Source organism: Streptomyces sp. NPDC058371 (assembly GCF_042723265.1).
GTDB lineage: Bacteria > Actinomycetota > Actinomycetes > Streptomycetales > Streptomycetaceae > Streptomyces.
Genome location: NZ_JBHXJC010000017.1, coordinates 45,658 through 60,139 on the forward strand (window position 1 = coordinate 45,658; position 14,482 = coordinate 60,139).

The 14,482-nt window shown below is 70.2% G+C and carries 11 protein-coding genes; 6 read left to right on the forward strand and 5 right to left on the reverse strand.

The window, feature by feature from the left end; all coding sequences use genetic code 11:
• Positions 1–7: 7 nt before the first annotated feature.
• The 5 genes from ACFWM2_RS34660 to ACFWM2_RS34680 all read right to left on the reverse strand — a co-directional run bounded on the left by ACFWM2_RS34660 (position 8) and on the right by ACFWM2_RS34680 (position 6,850).
• Positions 8–1,186 (reverse strand): MAB_1171c family putative transporter, encoded by a 1,179-nt coding sequence (locus tag ACFWM2_RS34660; RefSeq protein WP_383288273.1) that lies wholly within the window; start codon positions 1,184–1,186, stop codon positions 8–10.
• Positions 1,187–1,247: 61 nt separating this feature from the next.
• Positions 1,248–2,414, reverse strand: coding sequence for an MAB_1171c family putative transporter (locus tag ACFWM2_RS34665; RefSeq protein ID WP_383288276.1), 1,167 nt, complete (start codon positions 2,412–2,414; stop codon positions 1,248–1,250).
• Positions 2,411–2,935, reverse strand: coding sequence for a toxin (locus ACFWM2_RS34670; RefSeq protein WP_383288279.1), 525 nt, complete (start codon positions 2,933–2,935; stop codon positions 2,411–2,413). The genes ACFWM2_RS34665 and ACFWM2_RS34670 overlap by 4 nt, the downstream gene beginning before the upstream one ends.
• A 216-nt stretch (positions 2,936–3,151) precedes the next feature.
• On the reverse strand, positions 3,152–4,438 hold the full coding sequence (locus ACFWM2_RS34675) for an MFS transporter (protein ID WP_383288655.1): 1,287 nt from the start codon (positions 4,436–4,438) through the stop codon (positions 3,152–3,154).
• 423 nt (positions 4,439–4,861) lie between these two features.
• Positions 4,862–6,850: a hypothetical protein gene (locus ACFWM2_RS34680; protein WP_383288282.1), complete on the reverse strand. Its 1,989-nt coding sequence runs from the start codon at positions 6,848–6,850 to the stop codon at positions 4,862–4,864.
• Between the two features lie 242 nt (positions 6,851–7,092).
• Between ACFWM2_RS34680 and ACFWM2_RS34685 the strand changes: the two genes are divergently transcribed.
• The 6 genes from ACFWM2_RS34685 (at position 7,093) to ACFWM2_RS34710 (ending at position 14,373) form a co-directional block, all read left to right on the forward strand.
• Entirely contained in the window at positions 7,093–8,484 is a 1,392-nt protein-coding gene (locus ACFWM2_RS34685; protein WP_383288285.1) for an ABC transporter substrate-binding protein, read from the forward strand.
• A complete protein-coding gene (locus tag ACFWM2_RS34690; RefSeq protein WP_383288287.1) occupies positions 8,481–9,422 on the forward strand; it encodes a carbohydrate ABC transporter permease in 942 nt (313 codons plus the stop codon). Before ACFWM2_RS34685 ends, ACFWM2_RS34690 begins: the two co-directional genes overlap by 4 nt.
• The gene (locus ACFWM2_RS34695) at positions 9,419–10,288 is read left to right on the forward strand and encodes a carbohydrate ABC transporter permease (protein WP_383288290.1); all 870 of its coding nucleotides are present in this window, start codon (positions 9,419–9,421) and stop codon (positions 10,286–10,288) included. The genes ACFWM2_RS34690 and ACFWM2_RS34695 overlap by 4 nt, the downstream gene beginning before the upstream one ends.
• A gap of 8 nt (positions 10,289–10,296) precedes the next feature.
• A complete protein-coding gene (locus ACFWM2_RS34700; protein ID WP_383288293.1) occupies positions 10,297–12,144 on the forward strand; it encodes a glycoside hydrolase family 36 protein in 1,848 nt (615 codons plus the stop codon).
• Entirely contained in the window at positions 12,141–13,151 is a 1,011-nt protein-coding gene (locus ACFWM2_RS34705; RefSeq protein WP_383288296.1) for a LacI family DNA-binding transcriptional regulator, read from the forward strand. The genes ACFWM2_RS34700 and ACFWM2_RS34705 overlap by 4 nt, the downstream gene beginning before the upstream one ends.
• A 145-nt stretch (positions 13,152–13,296) precedes the next feature.
• Positions 13,297–14,373, forward strand: a complete 1,077-nt coding sequence (locus ACFWM2_RS34710; protein ID WP_383288299.1) for an NAD(+)/NADH kinase — start codon at positions 13,297–13,299, stop codon at positions 14,371–14,373.
• The last annotated feature ends 109 nt before the right edge of the window (positions 14,374–14,482 follow it).

Genomic DNA, 14,482 nt, shown 5'->3' on the forward strand with positions numbered 1-14,482 from the left:
CTTGTGTTCATTCATGAGATGCCGTCACCGAGCCCTGGCGGGCCGCGGTGACGAGGGGCGATCGCTCCAGCGCCTGGGCGAGTTCCACCAGCCCGCTGGTGTCAGGGGTGCCGGTGGCGAGCAGGCGGTAATCGCTGGGTTCCGCGAGATGGGTCTGGGTGCCGGTCGCCGCATGACGTACGGCATGCGCCAGCATGGCTGCCTCCGCCACGACGAGGGCCCGGCGCCGGCCGTTGCCCTGGGCGAGCGCTGCCTCCAGCGCCGTCCGGCGCACCCGGTCGTCGAAGTGCGGGGCCAGCGCGAGTAACGCGTCGTGGATGGAGACCTCCAGCCAGTGGAGTCGCGTCTGCGGGAGCTGCCACCACGAAGGGGAAGGCTTCGGCGCGATCGCCACGGCTCGTACCTCGGACCACAGAGGCGCCAGCCTGCGGTAGTCGCCGAGGCTGCGCCAGTGGGCGAACGCCGACGGGAGGAGCCTGGGGAGCACGAAGCCGACAGCGCAGAGCAGCGCGCCGAAGGACACCACGGGCGGGGCGACGGTCGTGGAGAGGAAGTCGAGATCGTGGCCCAGCCAACGCGCCACTACGGCAGAGGACTTGGCGATCTCGAACCCCACGACGTCCAGCAGCAGTCCGGCGAGGATCAGCCGCAGCCCGGTCCGCAGCAGGCCTGTCACCTTGCGTGCCCACTTCAGGCACACGGCGCACATCGCGACGGTGCAGACGCCGTGCCCGATCAGGTAGAGCACGATCATCTCGCGCATGTAGGGCGTGTTCGCGTAGTACGTGTCGAGGTCCGTCAGCCTCTCGGTGGGCGCGTCCGCCAGCGTGAACAGCACGATGATCGCAACGATCAGCGCGCCGTACAGGGCCACGCCGCGCAGGGTCATACGCCTGACCTCGGCGCGGGGGCCACCTCGCCACTGGACCAGGAGGATGAACAGGGAGCAGCTGTAGGCGGAGATCACGCTGTACGTCAGCGGGGCGCCGAAGTTGGGGATGCCGGTCAGGCTGTTGACAGCGGCCAGCGTGACGGGCGCGGAGCAGAAGAAGCACAGTGCGCCGAGCGCCACCGACGCGCAGGTGGACGCGGTCAGCGGATTGCGCAGCGCTGTACACGGGCTGCGGAACAGCAGGACAGCGGACGCGCCGAACACACCGGCAGCCAGATACACGACAAGGCTCACGCCTGGGTACTCCGTTCGGCTCCGCGTGCGGTGGGGGGTGGTGCAGCGGTCGGCTTGCGGTTCATACGACGCCCTCGGGGACCGGGCTGCCAGGGAGGCGGGCCGTGGCGGCGGTCCCGGCCGACAGGGCCTCGGAGATACGGACGAGCACGGCGGGTTCCGGAAGCCGGCCCACCAGGCGTCCCGCCCCGGAGGGCTGCTGCCCGTCGCGCTCCCCTTCCACCGCCGCGGCGATCATCGCGGCCCAGGCGGTGGCATCCGCCTGGGCGTGGTCGCCGGTGGCCGCCAGAACGGCCGCGCGCGTCTCGTCGTACAGCCGGAGGTCGAAGAGACCGTTGAGGAACCCCAGGCCGTTGTTGATGCTGGTCTGACGCCACATCAGGAGGAGGGCGGGGGAGAACCGGTGGGGGCGGCGCAGGCGCAGGTTACGGCGGGTGAGCACCTCGTCCAGCACGCGCTCCAGCGCACCCAGACGGAGATAGGTGTGGCGGCTGTGCTGCCAGGCCGTCAGGGTGGGCCCGGCCAGTGGTATCAGGATCCCGCCGACCGTGATCAGAGCACCCAGGCCCGCGAGCCCCGGGGAGACCCGCGAGCTGAGGGCCGCCCAGTCGCGGCCGCCCCAGCGCGCGATCACGGCGGCCAGCTTGGAGATGCTGTAGCCGGCCCCGACGACGGTGCCGGCGCCCATGGTCAGGAGGCCGGCGCGCAGCCAACCGGACACCCCCCGGGCCCAGTTCAGACACCGGATCGCCGTGACGGTGACAGCGGTGAGATGCGCGACCAGGTACAGCACGATCATCGCGGAGGTGAACGGAGTCGTCGCGTAGTAGGTGTCGAAATCGGTACGGCGCTCCTCGGACGCGTGGCCCAGAGCGAACAGCGTGGCGATGCCGACGAGGACGCCTGCGTAGCCGAGGATCCAGCGGCGGACGACACGGCGTACGTCCGGTCCGCCCCGCCAGTAGAGGATCAGGACCAGGGACGCGGCGCTGTACGCGGTGATCGACGCGTACGTGAGCGGCGCGGCGAGGTTGGGGACGCCGCTGACGCGGTTGACCGCTCCTACCGACGGGGGTGCGCCGAGGAGGAAGCAGAGGCTGGCAGACGCCATGACGACGCAGATGGCGCGCAGGAACGGATCACGTCGGTCGCGGGCCAGGTCGGGGAGTTTCGCCGCCAGTCCGACCCACAGCACACCGAAGCTGAGGTAGTTGATGAGGCCGCTCATCCGCGTTTCCCGCGGTAGTTGAGGGCAGCCCCGATACGGCCGGCGAGATCGTCGGCGCCGTTGGTCTCGGCTGCGTAGACGGAATGGGCGGACGCTTCCAGCCAGGTTTTGAGCCGACGGCCGACGAGCATGCCGAACCGGTCGGCCTCCTGCTCGGCCGCCAGGCTGAAGTCGGTCCGTGCGGCGACGGGTTGGGCTCCCCGGCCGTCCGGCAGACGGTCGCCCGGGGGCGCGTCCTCCTGGTTCATGTGCCACACCTCGTGGCAGAAGATCACCATCTGGTGCCAGACGGCGGCGCGTTCCTCGATGATGACGTCGTCGCGGGTCTCGCGTGCCAGCCAGAGTCCGGTCGCCGTGTGCGGCGGGAAGTGTGCCTTGACGACGTGGATCTCGCGCCCCCGCCACCGGCTGACGGATTCGACGAGCGCGGTGAACAGGGCATCCGGATCCGCCGGAAACTGCACCCGGATGGGATCGACGAGAGTGTCGGCGAGCCGGCGCATCTCCTTGCTCCTACGCACCGTTCTCCCCGCGATCGGTTGTGTGTGGCCGGCGGCATCGGGTGGCTCGACGGGACTTGGCCGGCGCCGGGAGAGGTCGCCGACGACCATGTCGGGGGAAGGTGTCTGCTGCCACCGAGCGTTCTCCAAGGCGCGTCGTCCGGTTAGGACCTTCGTTCGACCCGAGGCTATCGGCTCTGCCGTTCACCAGGCGGCAATGTCGGGTATTGCCGCATCTCATCGTCGGTACGGGGGAGTTGAGGGATCGCGCTCGGCCGTGTGCGGGCCCGGCAGGGACCGGCCCAGCCGGCCGAGCGGGGAGGCAGCCATCAGCACCGGCGACAGCATCATGCCCGCAGCCGTCATCAGGAGGGCCGTGCGCAAGCCCGACTCCACCGCCAGGTAGCCGCCGAGCAACGAGCCGAAGGGAGTCGTACCCATGCCGGCGCAGGTGATCGTTGCGGCGGTACGGCCTTGCAGCCTTTCCGGGGTGACGGCCTGCCGGACGGCCATGACCGTCACGTTGACCAGCTGGCCGAAGGTGCCGAACGTGAAGTTGACGGCCAGCAGCGCGGGGAGCGTGATCGCGGAGGAGGCGGGCAACGCGGGCACGCAGAGCAGTACGCCGTCGCCGAGTGCCGCCGCACACACGAGCACCGCGCCGTGCCCGAACCGGCTCGGGAGGCGGGCGGCGAGCACGGAGCCCAGCAGGGCGCCGGGTCCCGCCGCCGCGAGCGTCATCCCGACGGCGGTGCCCGACAGGTGCAGCTCCCGTGGCAGGAAGAGCAGATAGACGGTCATCATGGCCGCGAAGGAGAACTGGGCGGCGGCCGACGCGAGGCCGATGGTCCGCAGCGAGGTGTTCCTGGCGACGAAACGGATGCCTTCGTGGACCTGCCGCCAGACCCGGGAGGGGTTTTCCGCGCGCCGCTCGATCAGTCCTCGGGGGTGAACGCGAGGAACGTGGCGGATGCGCCGGATCGACAGAAACGACAGGGCGAAGAACAGCGTGCCGCACGCGAGGGCGATCGGCGCGGACACCAGGGACACCAAGGCACCGCCGAGCGCGGGCCCGCCGATCTGGGCCGCGGAACGGCTGCCCTCGAGCGCGCTGTTGCCCCGTATCAGCTGATCGCGTGTCACCAGCTGGACGAGCGAGGCCTGGTAGGCCACGTCGAAGAAGACGGAGAGAGCACCGACGGTGAAGGCGAGCACGAGCAGTGCCGGCAGGCCGAGCCCGCCGAGGAGCCCCACGACGACGGCTCCGCCCAGCGCCAGCGCTCGACCTAGGTCCGCCAGCATCATCACGGTCCGGGCCCGCCATCGGTCGACCCATGCACCGACGAACAGCGAGAGCACCAGGAACGGTGCCTGACCCACGGCGCGGAGGGCGCCCAGCTCGCCCGCGCCGGCGTGGAAGGTCACAACGGCGATCATCGGCAGGACCACCAGGCAGGCGTGCTCGCCGAGTTGGGAGACCGTCTGGCCCAGCCAGAGCCTGCGGAAGTCGCCGCCCCGCCACAGGCTCGGCGGCCCAGGCCGACCGGAATCGGGAACCGCGGAAGCAGTGGAATCGGAACGTGCGCAAGAACCGGCAGCGGAACCTGCGGAAGAGGCGGAATCGGAAGCTGCCGAAGAAGAGGACGACACAGGGGACCCTTGGATCGCGGAGGAGAGGGCCCGCCAACCGGCGCGCGACAAGCGCGGACATGCCGGTGGGGGAAGGCTCGCTGTGCCGCGGATCTAGGGCAGCACGCGATGACGGGCCGATCACGGCCTACGACGTCAACGCGCGCTCGGACGACCGGGCATTCCTCAGCTCCTCGTGGGGGTCACTCGGTGAGCGGACAGTAGTCCTCGGCGCAGCCGCGCGACAAACGAATTCCGGCCCGGCTCCGCCCGGGAAAGGGCAGTGCCGGGCCGGCACTCGGTCACGTCCCGCTCGCGTCAGCCGGATACCTTGACCACCGTGGTCGCCCCGGCCCGGACCGTCGGCGTCGCGTACGTGTACGTCACGCCGTCGACCTTCTTGGTGCGTACGCGCTGCGGGACACCGTTGATCGTGATCTTCTCGTGGACGCCCTTGAAGCGGGCCTCCCAGGTGTAGGCACCGCTGCGCGCGTTGTTCGTCAGCGTCGACTTCGTCGCACCGTCGTGTCGCACGGTGATCGTGCTCTTGCCGATGGGCACGTCCGCCGACTTGAGCCACTTCATGCCGGACGGCAGCCGCGACTGGGTGGTCACCTTGTGGTTCGCCGCGTCCGGTGCGATGCCCATCAGGCCCTCGACGGTCTGGCTGACCAGGGTGAACGACACCTCGGGGTAGTCGCCGTTGGGGCCCTGGCTGGAGTTGACGTGCTGGATCTCCCGCTGGCCGTAGATCTTCTTCATCCACGTCCAGGCGGTGTCGTTGCGGTTGTTCTTGAAGAACATGTCGGGCAGGTACGTCGTCGACTCGATGTTGGTCGACCCCTGCGGCCCGGCCTCCTGGGCCTCGATGTAGTCGAGGTAGGTGTCGTTGCGCGGGCCGGGGTCGATGATCTGCTTCATCGGCATGAACACGCTGTTCTCCTTGCCCCAGCCGGTGATCGGGGCGCCGGAGGTGGTGTACGCGCGAACCATGTCGCCTCGGCTTCCGCCGCCGCTCCAGTCGTCGTTGAAGTAGGCCTTCAGGTCGGCGGCACGCCGGTCGTACTTGTTGGCCAGCGCGGTGTCGCCCTTGCCGCGCGCGAGCGTCGCCATCGCCAGATACGCCTGGTACTCCGAGGCGATGCCGTCCCCGGCCTCGGCGAGGCCGTCGCCGTCCTGCTCGTTGTAGCTGGCGGCGCCGGAGAAGATGCCGTTGCCCGTGCCCTCGGCGACCTTGACCTTGCCGTTGGACTTGGCCGAGTTGTGCAGGTCGATGAACTGCTCGGTGGAGTGCCGGTAGAAGTCCCACAGCGCCGGGTCGTCGACGTAACTCTTGTCGCCGGTCCAGAGGTACGCCTGGCCGGCCTTCTCGACGAGTTCGAAGACGGCCGGCACCTCACGCACGAAGTTGTCCGGGCTCTTGTAGTCGATGCTCAGGTAGGTCTTGGCGTCGAAGTTGAGGGACCACACCGGGAAGTACTTGTGCGCGGCGGTGGACGACGACGCGTACGAGCGGAGCATCGTCCTGTTCTCGGTGTCGAGACCGAGGATGTGGGCGCCGGCGAGCTGGTGGGTCATGTCGCGGGAGTAGTAGGCGCTGCGGTTGGCGTATCCGGCCCAGTAAGTGGCCTCGTAGGGCGCGGTGCCGGTGCCGCCGGTCTGGTTCTCGTCGACGTTGACCGGACCCGTCGTGCCGGGCAGCTGCACCCAGCTGTTGGCCTTCTTCTTGGCCCAGCCGAACATCGCGACGACCTCGGGGTCGGACGAGGTGACCTTGGGGTCGGCCGGCGCGGCGGGGGAGATCATCAGGTCGTCGGCGTTGACCCAGCTGCTGCCCGAGCCGAAGGAGATCTCCAGCTGGTCGCCGGTCCTCAGCTCGACGCGGCTGATGGTGTACCGGGCGTACCCGGGGTGCTGGGGCAGGTTGACCGTCTCGACGGTCTTGCCGTTGACACGGACGGTGTACGTACCGCCGGTGCCGGCGCTCCCGATCCACGCGGAGAAGTCGTAGCTGCCGTTCCGGGGTGCGACGAGAGTCTGCTTCGCGCTCTTGCCGGCCCCGGAGTCGAGGTAGAGGAAGCGGACGCCGCCGTGCTTGTTGCCGGTGCCGACGCCGGTGCCGGCGCCGAAGGTCCAGCCGGTTCCGCCGTCCTCGAAGCCCGGGTCGCTCAGGGCGAGCTGCGGCCGGGCGACGGTTTCCGACCCGGGAGCCGTGCCGCCGGCCGGCGCAGCCGTGGCCGTAAGTGCCGGGGCCATCGGTGCGAGCAGGGCAACAGCGGTGAACAGCATCAGCCTGGACGGCTTCATAGGATCTCCCGGTCTTCGGTGACCTCGGGCGGGCGGCCCAGTGGTGGCGGAAAGCTAGCAGGGGCCGAAGAGGAGATTCAATGGTCATACGCAAGAAACATGCAAGACATGCAGCCGTGGTGCCACTCTGAGTAGGTGCACTGGCAGAAAGTTTTCAACGAACTCTTGCAAGTGCCGACCGTCACTTGTTAGCTTCCAGCCGCGCCACAAGAGCCGCGCACTCGCCGGACCCCGGAGCAGCCATGGACGTCTCGCCCCTCAACCAGCCACCGCCGGACGATCCTCCGCGAGGTGGGCTCGACCGACGGCGCCTGCTCGCGCTCGGCGGTTCGCTCCTCGCCGCCGGGGCCGGGGCCTCCCTGCTGGGCGCCTGCTCGGTGACCGGTGCCACCAAGGTGGGGACCCTCGGCGACCCGGACCGGGCCGCCATCACCGTCTGGAGCTGGCAGGGCCCCGCCGCCGCCATGAAGGCCCTGGTCCCCGCCTTCAAGGCGCAGCACCCCGGGATCGACGTCACCGTGCAGGACATCGGAAACCCGGCGATCTGGGACAAGATCACCACGGCCATGGCGGCCGGCGGTCAGGGTCTCGCGGACGTCCTGCACATCGGCGTCGACTATCTGCCGGCCTACACCGAGAAGTTCCCGGACGGTCTCGCCGACCTCGGCCCGCTCGGCGCGGACCGCTACCGCGACGCCTTCGCCGACGGCATGTGGCAGACCGTGACCCGCAAGGGCAAGGTCAACGCCCTTCCCTGGGAGGCCAATTCGGCCGGCTTCTACTACCGGGCCGACATCTTCGAGGCTGCCGGAGTCGACGGCGAGGCGCTGGTGACGTGGGACGACGCCATCGACGCCGGGAAGAAGATCAAGAAGAGGACCGGGGTCCATCTGCTGGGCATCGACAAGCCCGCGTCGCAGCCGGACGCCGCCAACTTCTTCCAGATGCTGCTCCAGCTCCAGGGCACGTTCTACTTCGACGCGGCGGGCCGGATCACCCTCAGTTCTCCCGAGGCCATCACCGCGATGACCCTCATCAAGGAGATGAACGACGCCGGCCTGGTCAGCGATCTGGCGGGCGGCTGGACCGCACTGGAGAACTCGATCAAGGCCGGCACCGCGGCCGTACTGCCCTGGCCCACCTGGTTCGGCAGCATCATCGAGGGCCTGGTCCCCAAGGAATCCGGCAAGTGGAAGGTCCGTCTCCCACCGGCGGTGAAGCGCGGCGGCACCACGTCCGCGACCGTCAACTCCACCCATCTCGCCGTCGCCGGTTCCAGCATGCACCAGGCCGCCGCCTGGGCGTTCGTCGAGTACGTCCTCACCAGGCCGAAGTCGCAGGAGGCCATCTACCGCAGCAAGGGCATCGCCCCCGCCCTGCTCAAGGCGTACGAGGCGCCCGTCTTCCACGAGCCGTCGAAGTTCTTCAGCGGTCAGCACAAGGGCGAGATCTTCCTGGGCGCCCTCAAGGCGCGGTCGCCCGCCGTCAACTACTCCGCCGACTACGCCCGCGCGCTCAAGACCGTCGCCGACGCGCAGACCCAGGTGCTGCTCAAGGGGGCCGACCCCGCCCGCGCCCTGCGCCACGCCGCCGACCAGCTCGCCCGCCAGACCGGACGGGAGCTCGCCTCATGACCACGACCACCACCCCGGACGGCATCCTCAAGGCCGCCGGCGCCTCCCGCCCGGCGACCGCACCCCGCCCCACCGGACGGATCCTGCGACGACGAGCCGTCCCGTACCTCTTCGTCCTGCCCGCGCTCGTCCTCTTCACGGTCTTCAGGCTGTATCCGATCGGCTCGTCGTTCCTGATGAGCCTGTACGAGAACGTCAACGGCACCCAGGAGTTCGTGGGCGCGGGCAACTACACCCGGGCGCTGGACGATCCGCTGCTGTGGACCGCGCTGAAGAACACCGCGATCATCCTGGTCGTCCAGGTGCCCGTCATGCTGGCCCTGGCCGTCGGCATCGCGGTCGCCATCAACTCCACACTCCTGCGCGGCCGCGCCTTCTTCCGGCTCGGCTTCTTCCTGCCGACGGTGACCGGGCTCGTCGCGTACGGCATCATCTTCGCCGTCCTGCTCAACACCCAGTACGGACTGGTCAACTGGCTGCTCGGCCTGGTGGGCATCGGAGACGTCCCCTGGCTGACCGACCCGCTGTGGGCCAGGATCTCCCTCAGCCTCGCACTGACCTGGCACTACACCGGCTACAACGCGGTGATCTTCCTGGCGCGGCTCCAGTCGCTGCCCGCCGAGCTGTACGACGCGGCGGCCGTCGACGGCGCCTCCGCCTGGCAGTCGTTCCGCCACGTCACGCTGCCGGGGCTGCGCCCCGCGCTCCTGCTGACGACCGTGCTGTCCACCATCGGCACCCTTCAGCTCTTCGACGAGCCGTACGTGCTGACCGGCGGCGGTCCCGACAACGCCACCCTCACCATCGGCGTGTACCTCTACCAGAACGCCTTCAAATACTTCGACTTCGGCTACGCCTCCGCCGTCGCCTACATCCTCACCGTCCTGATCGGCATCCTGGGCATCGTGCAGTTCCGCCTGCTGGGAGAGAAGTCGTGACCCTCACCGCCACCCGGCCGCGGCCCGGCCGCACATCCGGCCCCGGCCCGGCCCGTTCGCGCTCCATCCTGCTGACCTCCTCCCTGGGCATCGCCGTCGCGGCCGTCCTGCTGCCGTTCTACTGGCTCGTCGTCGCCAGCACCCACAGCTCCAAGGAGATCTTCGACAGCCCGCCGCCGCTGCTGCCCGGCGGTCACCTGATGGACAACCTCTCCACCCTGGAGTCCACGGCGCAGTTCAGCGACGTCATCGTCAACTCGCTGCTGATCACGGTCATTTACACGGTCGCCGCCGGAGCGATCTGCACCCTGGCCGGCTACGGCTTCGCCAAGTTCCGCTTCCGCGGCAGCGGCGCGCTGTTCGGCCTGCTGATGCTCGGGCTCGTCATCCCCACGCAGGTCACGCTGATCCCGCTGTTCAAGATGATGGTCGACCTGGAGTGGCTGGGCACCTACCAGGCCGTCATCATGCCCAACCTCGCCCTGCCGTTCGGGATCTTCCTGATGCGGCAGTCGATGGCCGCGCTGCCCGACGAACTCATCGACTCCGCACGGATGGACGGGTGCGGGGAGTTCCGGCTCTTCCTCAAGATCGTGCTGCCGCCGATGAAACCGGCGCTCGCCGCCCTGGCCATCTTCCTGTTCCTCTTCCAGTGGAACGACTTCATCTGGCCGCTGGTCGTGCTGCGTGACGCCGGTGAGTTCACGATCCCCGTCGCGCTCGCGTCGCTCCAGGGCCTGGACCAGACCGACTACGGCGCGCTGCTCACCGGCACGGCCCTCGCCGCGATCCCGATGGCCCTCGTCTTCCTCGCACTCCAGCGCCACTTCGTCTCCGGGCTCCTCGCCGGTGCCGTGAAGGAATGATCCCCGCAATGACCCTGAGCACCGCCCAGCGTGTCACCTCCGGCGTGACCACCCCGCCCGTCACCACGGCCGAACTTCCCCCGGCGCGCTACGAGCCGCTCCTCGACGGCGTCCGTATCGCGGTCCTCGCCCATGCGCCGGACGCCCGCGCGCACTGGACGGTCACCGAACTCGGCGACGGGCGAGCCCTGTTGGAGATCCGGACGGACGGCGGGCCGGCACCGACGGAGGTGCGGATGAGCGTGCCGCTCGGCGACGCGGCCGGCTACTGGCACCCCGGCGCCGGCTGGGAGCGCACCCTCGTCGCCGACTGGGCGGGCCGCTCGCGGGTCAGCCTGGTCGACGGCACCGCCGCCGGCTGCCTCTACGACCACGACGGCCGCACCCGGCTCACCTTCGCCGTCGCCGACCCGGTCCCCGAGACCGATGTCGTCTTCGGGGTCTCGGAGGAGAACGACACGCATGTCGTGCATCTGCACCTGGCTCCGGCCCCCGACGGCGGCCCGCGCCGGGTTCTGCTGGCCCGCTCGGCGCCCACGGTCGCGACGGCCCTGCGCGGGCTGCGGGAGTGGTTCGCCCAGCAGCCGCAGTGCGCTCCCATGCCGGTCCCCGACAGCGCCCAGGCGCCCGTGTACTCCACCTGGTACGCCTTCAACCAGCGCGTGGACGCCTCATCCGTGGAGGCCGAGGCCTGCGTCGCCGCCTCCCTCGGCTGCGAGGTGCTCATCCTCGACGACGGCTGGCAGGAGTACGGCAGCGGCCGTGGCTACGCCGGGTGCGGCGACTGGCGCCCCGACCCGGCGAAATTCCCCGCCTTCACCGCGCACGTGTCCGCCGTACGCGCGCAGGGCCTGCGTTATCTGGCCTGGGTCGCTCCGCTGCTGCTCGGGCCCGGCGCGGATTGCGCCGAACGGCTCGCCCCCTACGCTCCCGCGCCCGCCGGAGTCCCGGGCGCCCACGTCCTCGACCCGCGCCGCCCCGAGGTGCGTGAGCACGTGATCCGCCTGTGCACCCGGCTGGTCGCCGAGCACGGCCTCGACGGGCTCAAGATCGATTTTCTGGACGAGGCGATGGCTTACCGCGGCGACGGCGCGCACGCCCACCACGAAGGCACCGACATCGGCGATGTCGGCCAGGCCATGACCGTCCTGCTCACCGATCTGCGCGCCGCGCTCGAAGAACTGCGGCCCCACGGCGACCTGTTGCTGGAACTGCGCCAGCCCTACGTCGGACCCGGCATGGCGCCCTTCGGCAACATGCTGCGCTCCTTCGACTGCCCGGGCGACGCCACCGGCAACCGGGTGCGCACGCTCGACACCGCCCTGCTCGCTGTCGGCGGCGCGGTCCACGGCGACATGCTCCTGTGGGACCGGGAAGCGCCCACGTACGCCGTGGCCCGGCAGTTGATCGGTTCGCTGCACTGCGTCCCGCAGATCTCCGTACGGCTGACCGAGCTGTCCCGCGAACACCGCGAGACGCTCGCGTTCTGGCTCGCCGAGTGGCGGCGGCTGCGGCCGGTGCTGCTGCACGGGGACGTCGAGCCCGGCCGGCCCGACGAGCTCTACACGCTGGTCAGCGCGACCCGGGGAACGGCCCGTGTCACCACCGTGCACAGCGACCGGACCGTGCCCGTCGACACCGCCGCGTACGACGACATCACCCTGGTCAACGGCACGGCTTCGGACCGTCTGGTCATCGAGGTGACCGGCGGGGACCGGCCGTTGCGCATGACCGTCCGTGACGAGCGTGGCCGTATCATCGACGACTGCGAACGGTCGCCGGCACCGGGGCTGCACATCGTGCCCGTACCTCGTTCCGGGCTGGTGGCACTACGGGTGGCGGAGGGAACCGTATGAAGGTAGGCATCACCGAGGTCGCGGACCGGGCGCGGGTGAGCGAGGCCACGGTCAGCCGGGTCATCAACCGGCGCCAGGGCGTGTCGCGCAAGACCCGCGAGGCGGTCGAGCAGGCGATGGCCGACCTGGGGTACGAGCGGCAGACGCGGGGTCAGCTCATCGCGGTCATCACCGAGTTCGTCTCCAACCCGTTCTTCGCCGACGTCTGCGAACGGATCGAGTCCACGCTCGCCCCGCACGGCCTGAAGACGATCCTGTGCCCGTGCTTCCCCGGCGGAGTGCAGGAGCTGGACTTCGTGACCTCCCTCGCCGACCGGGGCGTCGCGGCCGTCGTCTTCCTCTCGGCCAGCAACACGATCGAGGGCGCGGACCCGGAGGCGTACGAACTGCTGCGCTCCCGCCGGATCCCGTTCGTCGGCGTCAACGGTCAGTTCGAGGGCGTGGGCGAGGCACCGGTCTTCTCCACGGACGACCTGCTGGCCGCCGAACTCGCCGTCGACCATCTGTACCGGCTCGGCCACCGCCGGATCGGCATGGCCTCGGGCCCGGTCGGCAACCGCCCGGCCGACCGCAGGGTCAGCGGTTTCGTGTCCTCGCTCGCCAAACGCGGTGTCGAGGACCCGGAGCAGTGGGTGGTCCGGCAGTCCTACACCGTCGAGGGCGGCCAGTCCGCCGCGGTCTCGCTGCTCGGACAGGGCGCCACGGCGATCGTCGCCGCCAGCGACTACATGGCTCTGGGCGCGATCCGCGGCGCGCGCCGGCAGGGGTACGCCGTCCCGGGCGACGTGTCGGTCGTCGGCTACGACGGCGCCATGATCATGGACTTCGTCGACCCCCCGCTCACCACGGTCCGGCAGCCGGCCGACCGCCTCGCCTCCGAGGTGGCCCGCAGCATCCTGGCCCTGGTGGGCAACCGCGACGTTCCGGTCGGCGAACTCCTCTTCGACCCCGAGCTGGTGATCCGCGCGAGCACGGCGGCGCCGCGAACGGAAGCGGGGTCAGGGTGAGGCTCGCCGGGGAGACGGCGGGGGCCTTCGACCTCGGCACGGAGCTGAGGTACAGGTGATCTGACGCAAGCCCGGGCCGTCCGGAGGCGAGCACCACGTCCCGAACCGAGCGGCCGAACGAACCCCGATGACCAGGAGTCAGATCATGACGGTGGCACGAGTCGGTCTCGTCGTCCACGAAGGCCGCCCCGAGGCTGTCCAGGCGGCACGGGCGGTTCGCGCCTGGTGCGACGGCAGCGGCATCGGGTGCGCGGACATCGACGTATGGCACGAGGGCGAGCTGCGGCACGGCTCTCGCGAGGAACTCGATGCCGCCGGTGATCCTGACCTCATCGTCACGCTGGGCGGCGACGGCACGTTCCTGCGCGGGGCCCGGCTGGCCGCCGAGAACGACGCGCTGGTGCTCGGCATCGACCTCGGACGCGTGGGCTTCCTGACCGAGGTGCCGGTCCAGGATCTGGAACTGGCCCTGGACGCCGTGCACGAGGAACGCATCAACGTCGAGAGCCGCATGCTCCTGACCCTGCGTGCCTCGCGCCCGCTGGAACTGCCCGAGGGGATGGAGGCCCTGCTGAGTTACGGCCGGGGCCCCCTCCTGCCGCCACCGCGGGTGTGCCCCGAGTGCGAGGCCGGCGGCGGCTGGGGCATCGCCCTGCATGCGACCGCGCTCAACGACGTCGTGATCGAGAAGCTGGCCCGCGATCGCCAGGTGTCCGTCGGCGTGTACATCGCCGGCCGGCTGCTCGCCTCCTACTCCGCGGACGCCCTGCTGGTCGCGACACCGACCGGCTCGACCGCCTACAGCTTCGCCGCGGGCGGGCCGGTCATCTCGCCCCGGGCCGAGGCGCTGATCTTCACGCCGGTCGCTCCGCACATGACCTTCAACCGCTCCGTCGTCGCGGCCCCCGACGAGCCCATCGCGCTGCGCGTTCTCGAACGCTCGGGGAGAGCGGCCGTCAGCATCGACGGCCAGCTGCGCGGTGTGCTCGAACCGGGGGACTGGATCGGCGTCTACGCCGCGCCACGCCCCCTGCGAGCGGTGCGGCTCGGCCCCACCGACTTCTACGGGCGGCTGCGCGACCGTATGAGGCTCACGGACGCGCCCGCGGCGACCGCCGACGGAGAGGCGGCTCCGCTGTGGCCGCTGACCACTCCGGCGCCGGGAGACCTCGCCCACCTGAGCCTGCCGCCCCTCCAGGACGGTGCTTACCCCATGCGGTGACGCGAAGGGAATCCTCCCGACTCGCGCCGTGCGTCCGCGGTCCGTGGTCGTCACGGACGGGCGTTTTACTCGCACGCCCTGAATTGCCCACGTCGAAAGCGAAGTTGAA